This window comes from Corynebacterium sp. NML180780 (assembly GCF_007786415.1).
Taxonomy (GTDB): Bacteria; Actinomycetota; Actinomycetes; order Mycobacteriales; family Mycobacteriaceae; genus Corynebacterium; species Corynebacterium gottingense.
Window position 1 is genome coordinate 88,098 of record NZ_VNKN01000009.1, and the last position, 19,508, is coordinate 107,605.

A 19,508-nucleotide genomic window follows, 5' to 3' on the forward strand; every position below is an offset into this window, starting at 1 on the left:
GTTTTACCGTGAGCGATACGAAGATCCCGCCCCTGATGTGGGCCTTTACGGCCGTGCTCGCCATCGGCACCGGCGTGGGCGGATATCTCATTGGCAACCAGACCGCGACGCCGCCCGCCGCGACGGAGACGGCCCAGCAGTCTACCCAGGCAGAGGCCCCGAAGGTGGATGTTGCTCGCCGCGAGGCCGACGACGCCATGGCGCTTGGCGACGTCGACGCCCCCGTCGTCATCTCCGAGTTCTCCGACTGGGCCTGCCCCTACTGCATGCGCTTCGCCGCGCAAACGATGCCGGAGATTGTGAAGCAGTACGTGGACACCGGCAAGGTCCGCTTCGAGATGAACGACTTTGTCATCAACGGACAAGGCGCCCTCAACGGGGCGCGCGCCGGCCGCGCCGCTGCGGACCAGGGCAAGTTCTTCGAGTTCCAGGAGGCCTACGTCGCGGCCGCCTCCAAGGTGGAGGGCCACCCGGACTTCTCCCTCGACGAGCTCGCGGGCTTTGCCAAGGAGGCCGGCGTGCCGGACCTCGAGCAGTTCCGCTCGGACGCGGAAAGTGACAAGTACGACCAGGCGCTTTCGGAGGCGAACACGCTCGCCCAGCAGTCCGAGGTCACCGCCACCCCGACCTTTATCATCAACGGCCAGGTGCTCGAGGGCGCGCTGCCCTTTGAGAAGTTTGCCCAGGTCATCGACGCCGAGCTTGAGAAAGCCGGGGCGTAGGGGCCAGCAAAAACTCGTATGCGATTTTCGCTAAGCTAGACAGCCCTAAGTTCAACCGCTCCTCGAGGAGTCCCCCATGTCTCATTTATATCCCGTCCCATCAACTGGCCAGCCGACGGCTATCGAGTTCTTCGCTGGTATCGGCCTCGCGCGAGCCGGGATGTCTGATGCTGGAATTTCGACGGTTTGGGCAAACGACTACGACAAGAATAAATTTGCCATGTACTCGGGCCAGTGGGGCGGCGATGACTTTGCACTGGAAAACGTGTTTGATGTGGACCCCGACCAAGTGCCGCATGCAGACATAGCCTGGTCTTCCTCCCCTTGCACGGATCTGTCACTTGCTGGAAAACGAAGTGGGATCAGCGGTCGGGAATCATCCGCGTTCTTCGGTTTCACCAAAGTCCTCCGCGGCATGGGGGATCGCGGACCAAGCGTGGCAGTCTTGGAGAATGTTGTCGGCCTCGCGTCTTCCCACGGCGGCGACGATCTCCGCGCCGCGATCCGGGAATTCAATGGGCTCGGGTACGCAGTAGATGTCGTCACCATCGATGCACGCCGGTTTGTCCCGCAATCCCGTCCAAGGCTTTTCCTCATAGGCGCAAAGCGACCACTCGAAGGAGGCAAGGACGACACCGCACTGCGACCAGACTCAGTGGCGTGGGTGCACCAAGAGGATGGTTTTCGCACCTTCAAATTTCCTTTCCCACCCATTCCCGCTCCGCGTAAGGAGGGGCTCAGCAGCGAAATCGAGCACCTCGCAGATGATGACCCACGGTGGTGGGACAGCCAGCGAACCGACAACTTTATCCGCTCCATGTCACCGACGCAAAGGCTGCGTGCTGATGGGTTCATCAACGCGCGCGAATTGTCCGCTCGCACTGCTTACCGGAGGACGCGAAACGGTGTGCCTACCTGGGAAATGCGCGCGGAAGACATCGCGGGATGCTTGCGTACGGCACGTGGCGGCTCATCGAAGCAAGCAGTAGCGCTCATGGGAGATGGCAGGATTCGTGTTCGCTGGATGACCGGCCTGGAGTATGCACGCCTCATGGGGGCCGGGTGGTACAACCTCAGAGGATTACGAGAGTCCCAGATTCATTACGGTTTTGGCGATGCGGTAGCTGTACCAGTTGTGTCCTGGCTTTCGCGAGAAGCGCTGGTTCCGCTTACGCTGCAGACTCGAGGGGGTACATATAGTGAGCACGCACTCTAACGACTCAGATGTGAGTCGCGTAGAAAAAGCGCTCATCGAACTTCTCGGTGAAGCGACAGACTGGTATGAGGATCATCGCAAGCGAGACAAAAGTGCAAGAACGAATACGATCAATGTTGGCCTAATCGTCTCCAGGATGGTCCGCGATGGTTTGCCAATCCCCCAGGAACGTCTACTCTCCGAAAATCAAAGTCAGGTTCGCGGCCTTTCTGGCACAGCAATAAAGAAAATCCTGGCTGAACACGGCGAGCACAGAAAATACACCTCTGAAGGTGGGAGAGCCTCCCGCGGAACAATCCCTAAGGCACAAGGTCTCGTTGCGCGCTGGAATCGCGTCAACATCGACGGGGTAGACGTTGCAGCTCTAGCGGATCAACTCGAGTCCTTTTTCGTCGAAAAAGCAAAGGTTGATTACTTTGACAAGCAACGGATCAAAGTAGACCTGAATCATCGCAAGCCAGTTTCACTCACGATTGGCGAGATTCTCGAGGCAGCTGCCGCCCGAGAAGACCGTCCCACCGGCGCAGTACTCCAACACCTCATTGGCGCAAAACTTGAGCTCCGTTTCCCGGATCTCGATGTGGGACGGGATAAAGCCAACACAGCGGATCTCCAGACTGACCGCTACGGCGATTTCCAGTTAGGCACCACCGCGTTTCACGTGACCGTTTCTCCAATGGAGAAGCTCATGGACCGATGCCGGGAGAACCTATCCGAAGAGGTACGCCCAGTAATTATCGTTCCCGCATCTCGTGTTCTGGCAGCGAAACAGCTCGCCGAAGTCGCCGCGATTGACCACAGCGTAGGCATAGTCGAGGCAGAATCCTACATTGGGACGAACATCGAGGAGCTCGCTCTGTACAGCTCTGACCAGATCCGTGAAGGCCTCGCTCGCCTCATTCGCCGTTACAACGAACGAATCGCCGATGTCGAATCCGACCTCTCTCTGCGTGTTGACGAGCCGAAATGGCTCAGCAAGATAGCAGACGAGCAAGGCTTCTAAAGGCGAGGGTCTAGGCAGTCGCCCTAGTAGCCGCGGCGGATCCACTCCTCCAGGTGCGGGGCCTCCGCGCCGATGGTGGTATGGTCGCCGTGACCGGTACGCACCACCGTCTCCGCCGGCAGATCCAGTACGGACGTCTGCAGCGAGTGGATGATGGTGTCGAAGGAGGAGAACGAGCGACCTGTAGCGCCCGGGCCGCCCTGGAACAGGGTGTCGCCCGAGAACAGCTCACCGGCCTCCTGCGCGTAGACAACCACGGAGCCGGGCGAGTGGCCCGGGGTGGACAGCACCTTGAGGTCGGTGCCGGCGATCTGGAACGTGGTGCCGTCGACAAGCTGCTCATACTGCGCGTTGGGGTTCTCGCGCTGCCACAGGAAACCGTCGGTGGGGTGCAGGTACACCGGCGCGTTGACCAGCCGAGAGAGCTCTGGTGCGGCGTCGATGTGGTCCGAGTGCCCGTGGGTGGCGATGATGCCCTTGACGCGGCGGTCGCCCACCGCGGCGGCGATGGCGTTGGCGTCGTGGGCGGCGTCGATGATGTAGACCTCGCTGTCGTCGCCGACGATCCAGACGTTGTTGTCCACCTCCCACTCGCCGCCGTCCAGCTTGAACAGGCCGGAGGTGACAACGTTTTCTACGCGGAATGTCATGGTGGTCCTTTCGGGCTCGGTCTGACTAGAACTCGACGACGCTGCGCAGCACGTCGCCACGCTTCATCTTGGCAAAGGCATCCTCCACGTCGCCTACGCCGATACGCTCGGAGACAAACTCGCCGAGCGGGAAGCGGCCCTGCAGGTGCAGGTCGACGTAGGTGGGGAAATCGCGCTCCGGCAGGCAGTCGCCGTACCAGGCCGGCTTGATGGAGCCGCCGCGACCGTAGACGTCGATAGCCGGCACGTCGATGTGGTCGGTCTGGTTGGGCACGCCCACCATAACCATGCGGCCGGCCAGGTCGCGCGAGTAGAAGGCCTGGCGCCAGGTGGGCTGGATACCCACGGCGTCGATGGCGACGTCGGTGCCGAAGCCGTCGGTGAGCTCGCGGACCTTATCAATGACCTCCTGCTCGCTGAGATCCTTCGCGCACACGGCGTGGGTGGCGCCAAAAGTCTCGGTGGCGGCGTCGCACTTGCGCTGGTCAATGTCCACCGCGATGATCTTCGATGCGCCCGCGAGTGCAGCACCCGCCACTGCGGCCAGGCCAACGCCGCCCAGGCCGAAGACGGCGACGGAATCGCCGCGCTGGATGTCGCCGGTGTTCACAGCGGCGCCGAGGCCGGCCATGATGCCGCAGCCGAGCAGGCCCGCGGCTGCCGGGTCCTCGTCCGGGTTTACCTTGGTGCACTGCAGCTCGTGGACCAGGGTCTTCTCCGCGAACGAGCCGATGCCCAGCGCCGGGGTGAGCTCGGTGCCGTCCTCCAAGGTCATACCCTTGGAGGCGTTGTGGGTGTTAAAGCAGTTCTTCGTGTCGCCCTTGCGGCAGGCGCGGCACTCGCCGCAGACTGCGCGCCAGTTCAGCACGACAAAATCGCCGGGCGCCACGTGGGTGACGTCCTCGCCGACAGTGTCGACCACGCCAGCGGTCTCGTGGCCGAGGAGGAAGGGGAAGGCGTCCTCGATGTCGCCGTCACGGTATGCCAGGTCGGTGTGGCACACACCGGTGGCCTGGACTTTCACCACTACATCGTTGGGACCCGGCTCCGGGATGACGATGGTGGTGACTTCAACGTCTGCACCCTTTTCGCGGGCGATGACTCCTTGGACCTTTTGGATACTCATAGGGCCCTACCGTACCGGATTTTGGAGATCTGTCACTTATCCGAGCATTGGTCCAAGCACTGCCCCCTCACACCAACCAAAATCTTGACACATACCTAGATACGTTTCATACTTAGGTACATGACATTCCCCCAACCTTGGATACGCGCGTTCATGCCGGCTGCGGTCCTCCGATGCCTCGCCGACGGGCCCGCGCACGGCTACGCCATTGCGCAATCGCTCGAGCCCCTCGGCTTCGGCAGACCAAAGGGCGGCTCCCTCTACCCCGTCCTGGGCAAGCTCGAGGACGCCGACCTCATCGAAGCCCACTGGGCCCCCAGCGAAAGCGGGCCCGGCCGCAAGACCTACTCCATCACCAGCAAGGGCAAGGCCGAGCTCTTCGACTACGGCACCCAGCTCGATCAGCTCAGAACGGCGCTACGCGACGGCCCGGCGCGCACCGACCCCACCAATTCCGCGAACCCCACTACCACCCGAAAGGACACGAAATGAGCTTCTGGACCGACCGCGCAACCCTCGTCCTCACCCTCAACCACGGCTTTTCCCGCGACGCGGCCGAGCAAGCCGCCGCCGATGCCGCAGCGCACGCAGACGCCGACGGGCTCACGCCCGAGGCCGCTTTTGGCAAGGCCGACGAGTGGGCAGAATCCCACACAGCCGAGGTCCGCGACGACCTGGCACACGGCGGCACAGACCCATTCATGAGTCAGGGACCGGCGCGCCCACCGCGCCTGGCCTGGATCTTCTTCGTCGCCACGGCAGGCTTCGCCATCGGGATTACCATCGCCACCTGGAACGAGGACGTCACCCTCGGCATGGCGATCACCCCGGCGGTCCTCGCGCTCGGGCTGAGCTTCACGCTCGCCACCTACTGGAGGCTCTACACCCGCATGGCGAAGTGGAAAGCTGCTGCCATCGCGACCGTCCCGCTCGTGGCGCTCAGCCTCCTCGGCGCGTGGGCCATCATGGCGCTGGACGCGATCTCGCTGCCGTTTGGCAACGGGTGGAGCCTGATCCTCGCGCTTATCATGTCGGCCGCGGCGTTCTTCTTGCCGTGGAAGAAGCAGACGCCCGACGACGCCACATACACCACTCCTGCCGCCGGCGATTGGGACAGCACGGTCGCCGGGGAGTTACGCGCCCGTGGTGAGTACCGCGAGCGCGAGATCCGCGAAGTGCTTGCGGAGGCCCACGCGTTCGCCGAGGAAAACGGCACGACGGTGGAGGAAGAATTCGGTGACGCGAAGCGCTACGCGCACAGCCTCCCGTCGCGCCCGAAGCGCAAGCTGCAGCGCGCGGCCAGCATCAACGCCGGCGTATTCTTGCTCACACTCGCCAACATGGCGCTCAACTACTTCAGCGAGGACGGGCCAAACATGGTCGGCGTCAGTTTGTTCGGATTTGCCGCGTTATGCTCCGGCGCCGCGGCGATCCAATTGTGGTTTAAGATGCGGCGATCCTAGCCGCGACGTGGGCATGGCCACGCTGGTTGACGTGGATGGGCAGGTTGCCCGGCCCGCCGTAGAAGTCCACCAGGCCGGCCCACATGCGCTGGTTATCCGGTGAGCACATGTTGTTGTTCCAGGTGGACGGCTTCATGTCCAGGAACTCCACACCGGTCGCGCGCGCAAGGTCAACCTGGGCCCACTGCGCGGAGTCCTCCCACTCCTGCACCGCCGCGAACGGGGTGTAGTCCGACACGTTCGGCGCAACATGGAAGAGGCAGACGCGGTCACCCTGCGTGATCTTGGGGTAGCCGACGATCTGGATGCGCGCGTTGGGGGCGGCGGCGCGAATGCGGTTGATCTGCGGCACCATGGCGGCGACAAAGTCGCGTCGAAAAGCGGCTCGATCGCGCCCGTCGTTGTGGTAGGTGTCGTTGAAACCGGTGGAGATGATCACGCGGGCCGTGCTGGGGGTCAGGCCGCCCTCGTTGACGGCGCGGGTGACCTGGGAAGCGAACTGCGGCCCCTTCTGGATGGAGACCGTGCCCGTACAGGAGTAGTCCCAGGCGGGCAGTCCGAGTCGGCCGGCCGCCTGCTTGCCCCAGCTGGTGGGAGAGGTCGGGCACCACGTGGTCACGGAAGAGGAGCCGCGCGGGTCCAGCCCGAGCTTGCCCGCCGCCCACTGCGGGCCGCTCGGGTCCGCGATAACGGAGTCGCCGAGGATGACCAGGTTTCGCTCCTGCGCCTGCGCGGCCGGTGCGACGGCCGTGCCGGCAACCCCGACGGAGCCGATGGTGGCCAGGACCGCTGCGCAGGTGGCGGCAACCTTGGTACGAAGTGAAGTGCGCGTCATGTTCCGTGTGCTCCTTGTGGCGGCATTATGTACAGGATCTATATCCCCAAGTCGTGGACAAACGTTACCCGTGCCATACTTTCCCCACAACATAAGTCACATACGTTTACTGAATTAACACCCCAAATCATTTTTTACAACTAAGCAGATACACTGTGTCTGCCAGTTTTTCAGGGAAAGAAGGACCTCGCGTCATGCCGCACCCCGCACTCTCTCCCGTGGGCCGCGCCGCGTTCACCGCGCGCTCCGCGGTCCGCTTCCTCCGCGCTGCCACCCGCGCCGGCTTCATCAGCGCCGAAGGCGGGCCGAAAGCCCTGTTCACCCTCGCGCCCGCGCTCGCGCGCTACCACTTCACCACCGCGCGCGAGGTCGAGCAGGGCGCCGCCGCAGTGCCCGAGCGCACCGCGCTTATCGACGACGACGGCCTCCTCACCTACCGCCAGCTCCGCGACCACTCGCGCGCCCTCGGCCGCTGGATGCTTGACGTCCAGCGCACGCAGGCCCTCGACGCGCTGCGCATCGGCGTGATGGCGCGCAACGGCCGTGGCATCATCCTGCCCCTCGCGGCGAAGGGCTACACCGGCGGCACGATCTTCCTGCTCAACATCGGTTCCTCCCCCGAGCAGCTGGCCGGCATCATCGCGGAAAACGACATCAACATCCTGTTCATCGACGACGAGTTCGCCGACCGCATCCCCGAGGGGATCGACCACGTCACCACGGTGTGGGCGCACACTTCCCGCGACCACGGCGACGAGCTGACCCAGGCCGGCATCATCGCCCGCGGCACCCGCGACCTCCCCGCACTCCCCACCTTCCCCGCGCACGGCGACATGGTGCTCATGTCATCGGGCACCTCCGGCATCCCCAAAGGCATCCTCCGCCCCGAGCCGAAGCTGCCGATCGTGGTAGCCGGCTACCTCGAAGCCATGCCGTTCCGCTCCGGCCACACCATCCAGATGACGGCGTCCATCTTCCACACCTGGGGGTGGTCCGCGCTCAACATCACGCTCGGCGTGCGCGGCACCGTAGTGACCCAGCGCGTCTTCGATCCCGAGAACGTGTTCCGACAGATCCAGAACTTCCGCTGCGACGGGCTCGTCTCCTCCCCTGTCTTCTTCAAACAGATGCTGGACATCCCCGGCAACGAGCGCTACGAGACCTCGCACCTGAAGTTCATCGGCTCGGCCGGCAACGCGCTCACCCCCGCCATCATTGAGCGCATGCACGAGCGCTTCGGCCCCATCCTGGCCAACATCTACGGCTCCACCGAACTCGCCCTCGCCGCGGCCGCTGACCCGGAACTGCTGGCCAGCGACTTCTCCGTCGCCGGCCGCGTCCCGCCGGGCACGGTGCTCAAGCTTTACGACGCCAACGACCAAGAAGTCCCCCAAGGCGAAGTCGGCCGCATCTTCCTCAACAACGAAACGGCGCTGCGAGGCTACACCAACCCGGACACCCCGCTGGTCACCATCGACGGACTCGTGGAGATGGGCGACCTCGGCTACTTCGACGAGCACGGCTACCTCCACGTCTTAAGCCGCAACGACGACATGATCATCGTCGGCGGCGAGAACGTGCACCCGCAATCCGTCACCGAGGTCCTGGAGAAGATGCCGGGGGTGGACGAGCTCCACTCCGGCGGCGTCGACGACCCCGACACCTTCAAGCGCATCGCCGTGTGGGTGGTGCGCGAACGCTCCGACGCCGGCGCTCGCCTGACTCCCCAGGCAATTCGCGACTGGGTCCGAGCCCATTTGGCTGACCACTCCATCCCCCGCGACGTAAACTTCGTGGACAAGCTTCCGCGCAACGCGACGGGCAAGGTTGTCCCCCGCCTCCTGCCGGAAAGCCGCCGCGATACATAAGTCCCGAGGACCAGGGCGCCAGTGCTCATCCCCGGGCGGAAGGAGCCCCATGGGAGCTGCTGCACCGGGCCCGCGCGACAACGCCCGCGCACCATTCCTCCTCGCCCTCGCGTTCCTCATCACCGCCGGGTGGTCAGCGAACCACTTCGCCTCAGTGCTGGTGCTGCTGCGCCGCGACCACGACGTCTCCGCAGTGTTAGCCAACAGCGCTTACGGCATCTACGCGGTTGGGCTCTTCCCCAGCCTGCTCATCGGCGGGTGGGTCGCCGACCGCTTCGGGTCGCGCCCCGCCGTCGTTGCGGGCACCGTCATCGCGGCCGCAGGCAACGCCTACCTCATGCTGGGTATCCCCGGGCACGGGTTGCTCCTCGGCCGCTTCGTTGTCGGGCTCGGGGTGGGGCTGGTCGTCAGCGCCGGCACTGCCTGGGCCGGCAGACTCCGCGGCGCGGTCGGTGCCACCGCCGCGGGCATCGCCCTGACCACCGGGTTCATGCTCGGTCCGGTCTCCTCCGGTGTGGTCGCCCACCTGGCCGCAGACGCGGTGAAGGTCCCGTTCGTGGTGCCGATTGTGATGGCTGTGGGGGTGATGGTGGCGTCGATACGCATGCGCGACGACGGCGCGCATGCGGTGACGAAGACTGCTGAGACTCGCCCGGGCCACAGCGAGGTCAAGGCGCTCGCGACGGCGGTGCCGATGGGGCTGTGGGTGTTTGCGTCGATCACGACGGCGATGGTGGTGCTGGCCGGGCGCACCGACTTCGCCATTGGCGCGGCGTTTATGCCTGGTGTGGCCGCGGTGCTGGGCTTTAGCGTGGCGCTGGCCGTGCAGGCGCTCGCGCGGCGCGGGCAGTGGGGGCCGCGCGCGGGTGTGGTCGGGGCGCTCGGTGCGGCCGGTGGCATGGCGCTCATCGCGGTTGGCGGGGCACGGCCGTCTGCTTGGGTGTTTGTGGCGGCGACCGCGCTGCTCGGGCTGGCGTACGGGCTGTGCCTGCGCGAGGGGCTTCTCGACGTCGACGAGTACACCCCACCCGAAAAACGCGGCCGCGTCATCGGGCTGTACTACGTGGCCACCTACATCGGGTTCGGGGTCTCGCCGCTCATCGCGTGGACCACGCCGCGCGTCGGGCCGAGCCTGCCGTTTGCGGTGTTCACCGTGCTGGCCGCGGGCTCCGCGCTCATCCGCAGCGTGCAGATTCGGCGCGGGTACCTGATGCGTGGGGTTGTTGGGAGTTGAGGTTTCGTCGGTGTGGCGTCCTGGGCGTGACGTCCTAGATGGAGCTAGCTCCGTTTGGACAATGCAGCCTCGCCGGTTCGAGTGTGTTGATCTCGTGGCTGAGGCTTGCAATCAATGCCCTGCTCATATCCGGATAGCTGCGACAGACCATTCTTCTTCGAGGGGAAGATCACCCAAGATCGATTCAAAATCACGGGAGATGATCACGGGGCGGAATCCTTCTGCATAGAACGTTACTTCTTTGGTCTTTTCTCCCCTGACCTTCAACGCGATTTTTCCTTGCTCAGGTGTGCGGTGTCGAACTACAGCATGATCGACGAGCGCTACAGCACTTGCCCAGGATTCCTTGTCTATATCTGCAAGGCAGTGCCCCGAATAGAAGTCGGGAAAGGGATTCCGCTGTACTGGAGAGATTCCAGGACGCGAAATTCTCTTCATGGCGACCGACCGAAGGTTCGAGATGATAGCTACAGGGAGCGCCAAGTCCCACACAGCGAAGAGTTGCCGAAGGGGCAATCGGCCCTCCGCAGAGCGGACATTTACATGTATTTGGATAGCTTGTAGCTCTTTGTTCATGTTGCGTGTGACGTCATTGAGTTCCCAGAGACCCGAAGAGACTTCCTCGTTCAAGGAATTCCCGGTGCTGGCGAAGCCAAGCGATAATTCTGCCCACCTAAAGCGATCAAAGAGTAGGTCTACGTCTACTTCCACGGCGGCTGAGGCAGAAGTCTCAAGGATGATGTAGTTGTCCTCGTACACGGTGTATGTCACACCCCGCAGGGTAGCGTCACTTCTACACCCCAAACCATGCCAGGGGCATCAGCATCATCGTTGATCTCCACATCGACGTCGCCTCGAAATACCGTTTGACCGTGATTCTTGCAGATAGCACGTGCGGTAGCCCGATTTCAGCGACCGCCCCCACCAGGAATAGAATTTTGGTACCCGTCCCTACCTTTCGGAACCCCTGGCCATGGGGTCCTTTCGCCCAAAGCTCAATACGTACCGTAGCAATTCTTGCGGGCCAGAAACCTGATCCCACCATCCGTGGACACTGGCCGCCCTAGGTCCTTCAGATGTAGAAATATGCGGGAGGTCGAAAAACGAGATTTGAATCTGAATGGCTGCGGAAACAATCCATATGGATTGACATGTTCCTGTTCCTGCGGATCATTCAAATCGACTGCGTAGGATACCGTGGGTGCCTGTCCGAACGTGCTGGCTTGAGCGGGCGAAATGAATGAGATGATGGTTAAAACGCAAAAACTCATTGCACTCGCTTGCTCATACCGAGAGTCTTATTGGGTAGTGGCCTACTGCGGATGCTCCTCGCTGTAACGCAGCAAGGTATCCGCAACAATCAGGACTCCAAGCTCAGCTTCGTCACGCAGCTGTGCTTCGGAGTACGCAACGCCCTTGATGATTCGATGCTCAGCGTGGATAACACTCGCAGTCTCTTGGTCCACGCGGAAGACCACCGGCCACAACGCACGATTATTAAAGTCGCTGATCCAATTGAGGTCCTCTGCTTTCGGCTGACGCGCCTGGATCATCCCACCAATACCAATGTTCGTGTCCTGATCAACGATGTAGATAGGAACCCCATTGACCTTAGTAAGCAACCCACCAGTCGACAGCTGCGAGCAGCTAAGCCCCAGAGAGGAGAGTGCCTCCCCAATAGATTCGACGGATGCTTCACGCAACGTCGGCTTCTTCTTTCCAAACAATCCCATGGCCTTACTCCGTTCCTTCGAAAAGAGCTTCGATCTTTCCCAGCGCGTCGAACCCGACCTGCAAGCTGGCGTCGATGAGCGTGTCCAGCTGGAATTGGGACACACCTTGGGTGAAGTTGAAGTGATTGCGGAAGACAACCGCCCTGCGTCCCTCGATGACATTAGGAACCACTTTGCCGAATGCGAGGTTGTCGTTCGTCGCATTGATAGCGTTCATTGCCGCAAGCTGCTCGTCTGACGGGATTGTTTGAAAGGACTCAATGCGGACACTGAAATATTCACCCTCGGGAACGAAGATGACAACACCTTGCGGAAATTGGGCGCCCCAATCGCCGTTGTCCTCTCTCGCAGAAATCTGCAACGTATCCAGAGACTTGACGAGCATGGGGGCAGAGAAGGTCGTGATGTCTTTATATGAACTCATTTTGCTCCTGCTGAGTTAGGTGTTGATGAGACGTTTGGGGTCAGGTGAGTCGTTCTCTTGCCTAGGAGTCGCCCCTATTCCCGCGCTTCACTGGAGCCATCCGCGATGATGCGCCCTAGGGATCCGATGATGACTGCGGTAATTAAGTATCCGCTGACCGCATAATTGAAAAGGCCGCTACACATCTCATCGCTGAGAATGTCGTAGATCAGAAAAACCGGGGCTAGTAAAACCATCACGACTAAGAAACGGAATGGAGAAAGCACCTTTCGCTTCACTGAAAGGTGGACAAGGTACCCCATTGCCATGATGCATAAGGAGATGAATATCGCGACCGCTGCGCCAAAGACCACATAGATCATATTTCTCCCTGAATTCATCTGGGGGTGTCCACCACAACCTGGAACAACTGGCGCGCCAGACCTACGATGAAGTCCCAGCTAAAACGGTGTTCTAACTGGGGTTTTGGTGGAGCCGCCTGCGAGAATCGAACTCGCGACCTTTTCATTACGAGTGAAACGCTCTGCCGACTGAGCTAAGGCGGCCGGACAACGCACAAAGTGACGCTGTACCGGAAAGTGATTGTAGTGCAGAAACCGGCAAATAATAAACCAGCAGGTCAGCGCACGCCGCAGGCGATGCGCAGGTGACCGATCATGCCGTTGAACGCCACGGTCGGTGTCACGGACTGGTGCAGGCGGGCGCGACACTGCGCGATCGCGTCCTGGCAGGCGACCAGGCCGGCGGCGGGTACGCGGTCCGCTACCTCGCGGGCGAGTGGCTCGAAGTCGGGGTGCGTCAGCGGGACGTCGGCACCCGACTGCACCACCAGCGCATCCCGGTACACGCCGGCGAGGTCCACCAGGACCAGGTCGAAGACGTCGCGCTTGCGCCGGGTGCCGCGCGCTTTCTGCCGCGACTCAAGCTCCTTGATGGAGCTGGCCGCCCCGCGCAGCGCCTTCGCCGCGCCCTTCCCCTTCGCGCCCATGCCCAGGGCCTGCTCGAGTTTGGCGCGCTCGGCGGCATCTTCCTCTGCGTAGGCGTCGACAGCTTCCTTCTCAGTCGCCTTGACCAGCGACCCCACTGCTTGGAACGCCTGCGCGCCGTGGAAAATCAGCTCGGCCAGGTTGATCGCGCGGGCGCGGCGCTGCTGGATGTCCGGGTTGCGCACCAGCAGGCGCGCGCGGCCCACGTGGCGCAGCGAGGTCGCCGCGGCCAGGCGGGCGTCGTGCTCGCTCGCGCCCTCCTCGTCCATGAGGATGCGCACGAGCTCCGACTCGGACGGCGACGGGATATAGAGGTGCCTGCAGCGAGAGCGCAGGGTTTGCGAGAAGTCCTCGGGGTCCGTCGACGGCGCGAGCATGATAATCACGGTGCGCTCCGGCGGCTCCTCCACCGTCTTGAGCAGGGCGTCCGCGGCGGCCGGATGGAGGCGATCCGCGTTCTCAATGATCAGGACGCGGTGCGCGGCCACCGTGGGCATCCGGGCCGCCTGCGCGACGATGTCCCGGATGTACTCGGTTTTGATGATCAGTTCCTTGGGCACCACGTGCACCACGTCGGCGTGCTGGTCCGCCAGCGCGTCGCGGCACCCGGCGCAGCGGCCGCAGCCTACCTCGTGCGGGTCCGTGCACACCAGTGCCGCGGCGAACGCCATCGCCGCCTGCGAGCGCCCTGAGCCCGGCGGGCCCGTGAACAGCCAGGAGTGGGTCATCGCGTATTGGTCCGCGGGGGCGTCGATAAGCAACTGCTCGCGCGCAGACGCCGCGGCGGACAAGATGACGTCGCGCACGTGGGGTGCGTCGGCGAGGCGCTCTGCGACACTGCGTGGATTGGCTGGCTGAGTCACGCTGCTCTAGCCTACTAGTTCGCCCCCACAACCACGATGAACGCTAAGGTGATAGGTCATGGAGAGATTCTGGCACGGACTGCGTTGGGTGTGGGGCACCTCATGGCCCCTGTACGCCGCAACCGTGCTTGGCACCAACGTGCTCGGCGCCGCCGCAATCATGCTGTTCATCAGGTACTTCATCCCCATGCCGGAGACCGATGAACTGGCGCTGCACAGCTCCACGCTCGGCCTGATCGGGCTGTTGTACGTGGTGTTCGCCGTGATCGTGGGCATGGTGGTCACGTTCTTCCTCTTCCGGCCCGTGCTGGAGTGGCAGCGAAGCCCCGAGGACCACGACCCCAACATGGTGCGCCACCTGGTGCTTCGTCTGCCGGTGTTGCAGACGATGATCGTGGTGGTGGTGTGGCTCATCGGTATCGCCATCCTCGCCGTAATCACCGCGCGCACGAGTGGCCCGTTTGCGCTGGTCATCTTCATCGCCACGTCGATGGCCTGCTTCGTGACCGCCGTGCTCACCTACCTGCAGGCTGAGCGCCTCGTGCGGCCGATCGCCGCCACCGCGCTCGCGCGCCGCTTCGAGGACTCCACGCTGGAGCCGCCGATCAAGCAGCGCCTGTACATGACGTGGTTCACCACTTCCGCGGTGCCGATCCTGGGCATCGTCCTGCTCTTCGTCGCGCAGGCGCGCGGCTTCTTCACCGATACCCCGGGCGAGCTCGGGCCAGCCGTTTTTGCGCTCGCCATCTCCGCCCTGGTCACGGGCGCGTTCGGCACCGCGTTTGTGATCATGAGCGTGGTCGACCCGATCAAGGAGCTGCAGGACGCCATCAACAGCGTGCGCCGCGGCGAGACGAATACGCAGGTGGACATTTACGACGGCTCCGAAATCGGCGTCCTCCAGGCCGGGTTCAACGAGATGATGCGCGGCCTGCGCGAACGCCAGCGCGTCCGCGACATCTTCGGCCGCTACGTGGGCAGCGAAGTCGCCCAGAAGGCGCTCGAGGAAAAGCCGGAGCTGGGCGGCGAGGACCGCAAGGTCGCCGTCGTGTTTGTCGACGTCGTCGGCTCCACCACCTTCGCCGTCGACCACACCCCGGAGGAGGTCGTCGCGGCGCTGAACAAGTTCTTCGAAATCGTCGTCGAGGTCGTCCACCGCAACAAGGGCGTGATCAACAAGTTCCAGGGCGATGCGGCGCTCGCCGTCTTCGGGGCCCCCGTTTCGCTTCACGACGCCACCTCGCACGCCCTCCAAGCCGCCCGGGAACTCCGCCAGGAGCTCGGCGGGCTGGAGCTCGAAGCCGGCGTGGGCGTCGCCTCCGGCCACGTCGTGGCGGGCCACATCGGCGGCCACGACCGCTTCGAGTACACCGTGATTGGCGACGCCGTCAACGCTGCCGCCCGCCTCACCGAGCTAGCCAAGGGCGTCCAGGGCCGGGTACTCACCAACGCATCGACCCTGCGCGCCGCCAACGAGGTCGAGCAGCAGCGCTGGACCCTCATGAAGTCGGTCGAGCTGCGCGGCCGCAACAAGATGACGCAGCTCGCGCGCCCAGTGCGCTCCACCATGGCGGACCGGTACTAGGCAGGTTGTTGCTTGGGGGCTGCTGGGCCCCTGTGGCCTCTGTGACCTCCCCAAATGACGAGAGTGCGTAAAATCTCCCGCGCCCAACCCTATTACCCCAGGTCGCGCCCTCCCGGCTCCCCCGCGCCAAGGAAATCTGTCACTGTCGGTCCGGCGCAGTGAGCCCGTGGACGAGCAGCAGCTGGCCGATCGACCCCGCCCAGGAGACCGCGGCGCGGCACACCCGGGCAGCCAGGCCGGAGTTGGTGAGCAGGCGCAGCCCCTCGGCGGCGACGAGCAGATTCGCGCCGTGGCTTAACCCTTCGCGGGCCGGGTCGATGGTGGTCGCGTTCGCATCGGCGCGGAAGGCGGGGGCGTTCGCCAGCGCGGCAGTCGCAGCCACCGCCGCGCCGCCGAGCAGCGTGGCAGGCAGCAGGCGGCGGTCCGCCCGGGCCGCGACCACACCACCAGCGGCGACGACACCAGCGGCCGCCGCGGCGCCGCGCTTCCCCACCGTCGCGCCGCGCTGCACGAGCCGCGCGATGGTGCCGGCCTGCGCGCCGACCAGGGCCGCAACGCCGAGCGTCGACGGGCGCGTCGGGGCGCGGTGCTGCTCGAAAGCGGCGACGGCGGAGGCCAGGACGGCGCAGGTCAGGACCGCGTCGGCGCCGGGGGCAGCGCCACGTGCACCCTCCCGGCGCAGCGGGAGCGCGGCGAGGACCACGCGGGAGGCCGGCTCGGCGGCCAGTGCGGCCCTGCGTGAACCGGCGAGGTGGGCGATGCCGGCGGCGTCCGCGCACCCGGCCCACGCGAGGCGGGCTGGGGTGGGGTTGGTGTGGGGAAGCAGGGCGTCGACAAGCGCCTCGGCGCCCCGGAGCGTGCGGGTGAACATTTACTTCTTCCTGGAGCCGGCCTTGACCACGCGCTTGGTGGTCTGCGTGGGCTTCTTCACCGTCTTCTTCGCGCGCTTGGTCGCCTTTTTCTTCGTGGCCTTCTTCTTGGTTGCCTTCTTCGGGCCCTCCTCGGCCTCGCGGGCGCGGCGGGCGGAGAGCAGCTCATTTGCGCGCTGGTCGGTGACCGTCTCCGGGGTGTCGCCGCGCTGCAGCGACGCGTTAGTCTCGCCGTCGGTGACGTACGGGCCGAAGCGGCCGTCCTTGATGGTCATGGGCTTGCCGGAGACATCGTTGTCGCCGAGCATCTTCAGCGGCGGCTTCGCGGCGGCGCGGCCGCGGCGCTTCGGCTCCGCGTAGATGCGGCGGGCCTCGTCGAGGGTGATGCTGAAGATCTGGTCCTCGCTGGCCAGGGAGCGCGAGTCCGTGCCCTTCTTCAGATACGGGCCGTAGCGGCCGTTCTGCGCGGTGATGACCTCGCCATCTGCCGGGTCCGTGCCCACCTCGCGCGGAAGGCTCAGCAGCTTCAGCGCTTCTTCGAGCGTGACCGATGCCGGCTCCATGTCCTGGAACAGGGACGCCGTGGCGGGCTTGAGTTGCTCGTCCACCAATTCGGCCAGGCGCTTTTCTTTCTGCTTCGCCGCCGTCTTGGTCTCCCAGTTCTTCTTGCGCTTGCCTTCTTCGGCGCGCTGGGCGTCCTCCTCGGCGCGCTCGGCCGCGATGACCTCCTCGGCGTGGGCCTCGGCGGTGGCGCGCTCGTCGTCACGCACAAGCTCGGTGACGTACGGGCCGTAGCGGCCCTCCTTGGCCACCACGGTGCGGCCGTTCGCCGGGTTCTCCCCCAGCTCGCGGCCGGACTGCGGGGTGGCGAAGAGCTTCTCGGCCATCTCGAGCGTGATGCCGTCCGGGGTGGAGGCCTCCGGCAGGTTGGCGCGCTGGTAGTCCGGCTCGCCGTCGGCGGTCACGCCCACCTGGCGCTCGATGTATGGGCCGTAGCGGCCGACGCGCACGTTGATGTCGCGTCCCTCCGCGTCCTCGAAGAGCTTGAGCGAGTTCACCTGGCGCGCGTCGATGCTTTCCAGGTTGGCCTCGATGATGTGCTTGAGCCCGCCGCGGCGCGCGACGGCCTCGGCCATGTTCTCGTCCGCCTCGGCGTCGCCGAAGTAGAAGCCGGTGAGCCACTCGGTGCGGTCCTCGTTGCCGTGCGCGATCTCGTCCAGCTCGTCCTCCATGGAGGAGGTGAAGTCGTAGTCCACCAGCGCGTCGAAGTTGTTCTCCATGAGCCCGATGACGGAGAACGCCACCCAAGTGGGCACGAGCGCGTTGCCACGGGTAACCACGTAGCCGCGGTCCTGGATGGTCTTGATGATGCTGGCGTAGGTGGACGGGCGGCCGATGCCCAGGTCCTCCATCTTTTTGACCAGGCTGGCCTCGTTGTAGCGCGACGGCGGGTTGGTGGTGTGCTCGTCGGCGCTGAGCTTCGTCGCGTCCAACACGTCGCCCTTGGCCAGCTGCGGCAGGTGCGTCTCCTTGTCGTTGGTGTCGGAGTACGCGCGCAGCCAGCCCGGGAAGGTAATGGTGCGGCCGGTGGCGGTGAACTCGGCGCGCTCGCCGCTTTCCGCCTCGCCGGCGACGGTGACCTTGGTGGAGTTGCCGCGCGCGTCCGCCATCTGCGAGGCCACGGTGCGCTGCCAGATCAGCTCGTAGAGCTTGAACTCCTCCGCGTCCAGCGACCCGCCGAGCTGGCCGGGGGTGGCGAAGCGCTCACCGGCGGGGCGGATCGCCTCGTGCGCCTCCTGCGAGTTCTTCACCTTACGGTCGTAGGTGCGCGGGGACTTGGAGACGAAGCTGTCGCCGTACAGTTCGGTTGCCGCGGAGCGCGCGGCCTGCAGGCCCTGCTTGGACAGGGAGGTCGAGTCCGTACGCATGTACGTGATGTGGCCGTTTTCGTACAGGCGCTGCGCGATGCGCATCGTGCGCGCGGACGTGAAGTGCAGCTTGCGCCCTGCTTCCTGCTGCAGGGTCGAGGTCATAAACGGCGCGTGCGGGCGGCGGGTGTACGGCTTTTCCTCCACTGCGGTGACGCGCATGGGGCGGTCGCGGAGGCCGTCGGCAAGCGAATTGGCCTTTTGCTTATCGACGACCACCGCCTCCCCCTTCAGCCGCCCCCGATCATCAAAGTCGCGGCCCTGCGCCACGCGCTGCCCGTCGAGCGTGGCCAGCTTCGCGTCGAACTCGGTCTTCTCGCCCTGCTGCGGCAGCAGTGACGCCGTGATGTCCCAGTACTCGGCGGCGATGAACGCCATGCGCTCACGCTCCCGCTCCACGATGACGCGGGTGGCCACGGACTGCACGCGGCCGGCGGACAGGCGCGGCATGACCTTCTTCCACAGCACCGGCGACACCTCGTAGCCGTACAGGCGGTCGAGGATGCGGCGGGTCTCCTGCGCCTCCACCAGGTCCATGTCCAGCTCGCGGGTGTTTTCGGCGGCCTCGCGGATGGCGGACTCGGTAATCTCGTTGAACACCATGCGCTCCACCGGGACCTTCGGCTTCAGCGTCTCCAGCAGGTGCCACGCGATCGCCTCGCCCTCGCGGTCGGGGTCTGTGGCGAGCAGCAGCTTGTCCGACTCCTTGAGCTTGGCGCGCAGGTCAGCGACCTTCTTCTTCTTGTCCGGGCTGACCACGTAGATCGGCGAGAATCCCGCCTCCGGGTTCACGCCCAGCTTCGCCCACGGCTCCTTCTTGTACTTCGCGGGGATGTCGGCGGCGCGGCCCGGCAGGTCGCGGATGTGGCCGACGGACGCCTCGACGATGTAGTCGTTGCCCAGATACTTCTGGATCTTCTTCGCCTTTGTCGCCGACTCCACGATGACCAGGGTTTTGCCGTTTCCCGCCACGCTTTGTGACACCTCGCTCTATTTACTCGAT

General features: G+C 64.4%; 18 protein-coding genes and 1 tRNA gene. 8 read left to right on the forward strand and 11 right to left on the reverse strand.

What is annotated here, in order from left to right; translation table 11 throughout:
• Positions 1-8: 8 nt before the first annotated feature.
• From FPP74_RS07765 to FPP74_RS07775, 3 genes are all read left to right on the forward strand, one after another.
• Entirely contained in the window at positions 9-722 is a 714-nt protein-coding gene (locus FPP74_RS07765) for a thioredoxin domain-containing protein (protein ID WP_255456100.1), read from the forward strand.
• Between the two features lie 76 nt (positions 723-798).
• On the forward strand, positions 799-1,938 hold the full coding sequence (locus tag FPP74_RS07770; protein ID WP_122084589.1) for a DNA cytosine methyltransferase: 1,140 nt from the start codon (positions 799-801) through the stop codon (positions 1,936-1,938).
• A 10-nt stretch (positions 1,939-1,948) separates the two neighbouring features.
• Positions 1,949-2,941: a DUF4928 family protein gene (locus FPP74_RS07775; protein ID WP_222428213.1), complete on the forward strand. Its 993-nt coding sequence runs from the start codon at positions 1,949-1,951 to the stop codon at positions 2,939-2,941.
• 23 nt (positions 2,942-2,964) lie between these two features.
• On the opposite strand, the gene FPP74_RS07780 is transcribed toward FPP74_RS07775, so the two are convergent.
• Together FPP74_RS07780 and FPP74_RS07785 are read right to left on the reverse strand one after the other, a co-directional pair.
• Entirely contained in the window at positions 2,965-3,591 is a 627-nt protein-coding gene (locus tag FPP74_RS07780; protein ID WP_095553297.1) for an MBL fold metallo-hydrolase, read from the reverse strand.
• A gap of 25 nt (positions 3,592-3,616) precedes the next feature.
• On the reverse strand, positions 3,617-4,717 hold the full coding sequence (locus tag FPP74_RS07785; protein ID WP_095535196.1) for an S-(hydroxymethyl)mycothiol dehydrogenase: 1,101 nt from the start codon (positions 4,715-4,717) through the stop codon (positions 3,617-3,619).
• 120 nt (positions 4,718-4,837) lie between these two features.
• Between FPP74_RS07785 and FPP74_RS07790 the strand changes: the two genes are divergently transcribed.
• Entirely contained in the window at positions 4,838-5,209 is a 372-nt protein-coding gene (locus FPP74_RS07790) for a PadR family transcriptional regulator (RefSeq protein ID WP_144717819.1), read from the forward strand.
• Entirely contained in the window at positions 5,206-6,180 is a 975-nt protein-coding gene (locus FPP74_RS07795; protein ID WP_144717821.1) for a hypothetical protein, read from the forward strand. Before FPP74_RS07790 ends, FPP74_RS07795 begins: the two co-directional genes overlap by 4 nt.
• Here the strand turns inward: FPP74_RS07795 and FPP74_RS07800 are convergent.
• A complete protein-coding gene (locus FPP74_RS07800) occupies positions 6,161-7,015 on the reverse strand; it encodes a GDSL-type esterase/lipase family protein (RefSeq protein WP_095275173.1) in 855 nt (284 codons plus the stop codon). The genes FPP74_RS07795 and FPP74_RS07800 overlap by 20 nt on opposite strands.
• A 194-nt stretch (positions 7,016-7,209) precedes the next feature.
• Here FPP74_RS07800 and FPP74_RS07805 point away from each other — a divergent pair, with 194 nt between their 5' ends.
• Both FPP74_RS07805 and FPP74_RS07810 read left to right on the forward strand, forming a co-directional pair.
• Positions 7,210-8,883, forward strand: a complete 1,674-nt coding sequence (locus tag FPP74_RS07805) for an AMP-binding protein (protein ID WP_144717823.1) — start codon at positions 7,210-7,212, stop codon at positions 8,881-8,883.
• A gap of 49 nt (positions 8,884-8,932) precedes the next feature.
• On the forward strand, positions 8,933-10,117 hold the full coding sequence (locus FPP74_RS07810) for an MFS transporter (RefSeq protein WP_144717825.1): 1,185 nt from the start codon (positions 8,933-8,935) through the stop codon (positions 10,115-10,117).
• A 123-nt stretch (positions 10,118-10,240) separates the two neighbouring features.
• Here the strand turns inward: FPP74_RS07810 and FPP74_RS07815 are convergent, their stop codons facing one another.
• From FPP74_RS07815 to FPP74_RS07840, 6 genes are all read right to left on the reverse strand, one after another.
• The gene (locus FPP74_RS07815) at positions 10,241-10,888 is read right to left on the reverse strand and encodes a hypothetical protein (protein ID WP_144717827.1); all 648 of its coding nucleotides are present in this window, start codon (positions 10,886-10,888) and stop codon (positions 10,241-10,243) included.
• 542 nt (positions 10,889-11,430) lie between these two features.
• On the reverse strand, positions 11,431-11,850 hold the full coding sequence (locus FPP74_RS07820) for a hypothetical protein (RefSeq protein WP_095275177.1): 420 nt from the start codon (positions 11,848-11,850) through the stop codon (positions 11,431-11,433).
• Positions 11,851-11,854: 4 nt separating this feature from the next.
• On the reverse strand, positions 11,855-12,274 hold the full coding sequence (locus FPP74_RS07825) for a hypothetical protein (RefSeq protein WP_144717829.1): 420 nt from the start codon (positions 12,272-12,274) through the stop codon (positions 11,855-11,857).
• 74 nt (positions 12,275-12,348) lie between these two features.
• Positions 12,349-12,636, reverse strand: a complete 288-nt coding sequence (locus tag FPP74_RS07830) for a hypothetical protein (protein WP_095275179.1) — start codon at positions 12,634-12,636, stop codon at positions 12,349-12,351.
• A gap of 107 nt (positions 12,637-12,743) precedes the next feature.
• Positions 12,744-12,819 (reverse strand) — tRNA-Thr (locus FPP74_RS07835).
• A gap of 74 nt (positions 12,820-12,893) precedes the next feature.
• A complete protein-coding gene (locus FPP74_RS07840) occupies positions 12,894-14,123 on the reverse strand; it encodes a DNA polymerase III subunit delta' (protein WP_144717831.1) in 1,230 nt (409 codons plus the stop codon).
• 58 nt (positions 14,124-14,181) lie between these two features.
• On the opposite strand from FPP74_RS07840, the gene FPP74_RS07845 reads away from it, so the two are divergent.
• Entirely contained in the window at positions 14,182-15,708 is a 1,527-nt protein-coding gene (locus tag FPP74_RS07845; RefSeq protein ID WP_144717833.1) for an adenylate/guanylate cyclase domain-containing protein, read from the forward strand.
• 139 nt (positions 15,709-15,847) lie between these two features.
• Here the strand turns inward: FPP74_RS07845 and FPP74_RS07850 are convergent, their stop codons facing one another.
• Both FPP74_RS07850 and topA read right to left on the reverse strand, forming a co-directional pair.
• A complete protein-coding gene (locus FPP74_RS07850; RefSeq protein ID WP_144717835.1) occupies positions 15,848-16,579 on the reverse strand; it encodes a hypothetical protein in 732 nt (243 codons plus the stop codon).
• A complete protein-coding gene (gene topA, locus FPP74_RS07855; protein WP_186439413.1) occupies positions 16,580-19,477 on the reverse strand; it encodes a type I DNA topoisomerase in 2,898 nt (965 codons plus the stop codon).
• Between the last annotated feature and the right edge of the window lie 31 nt (positions 19,478-19,508).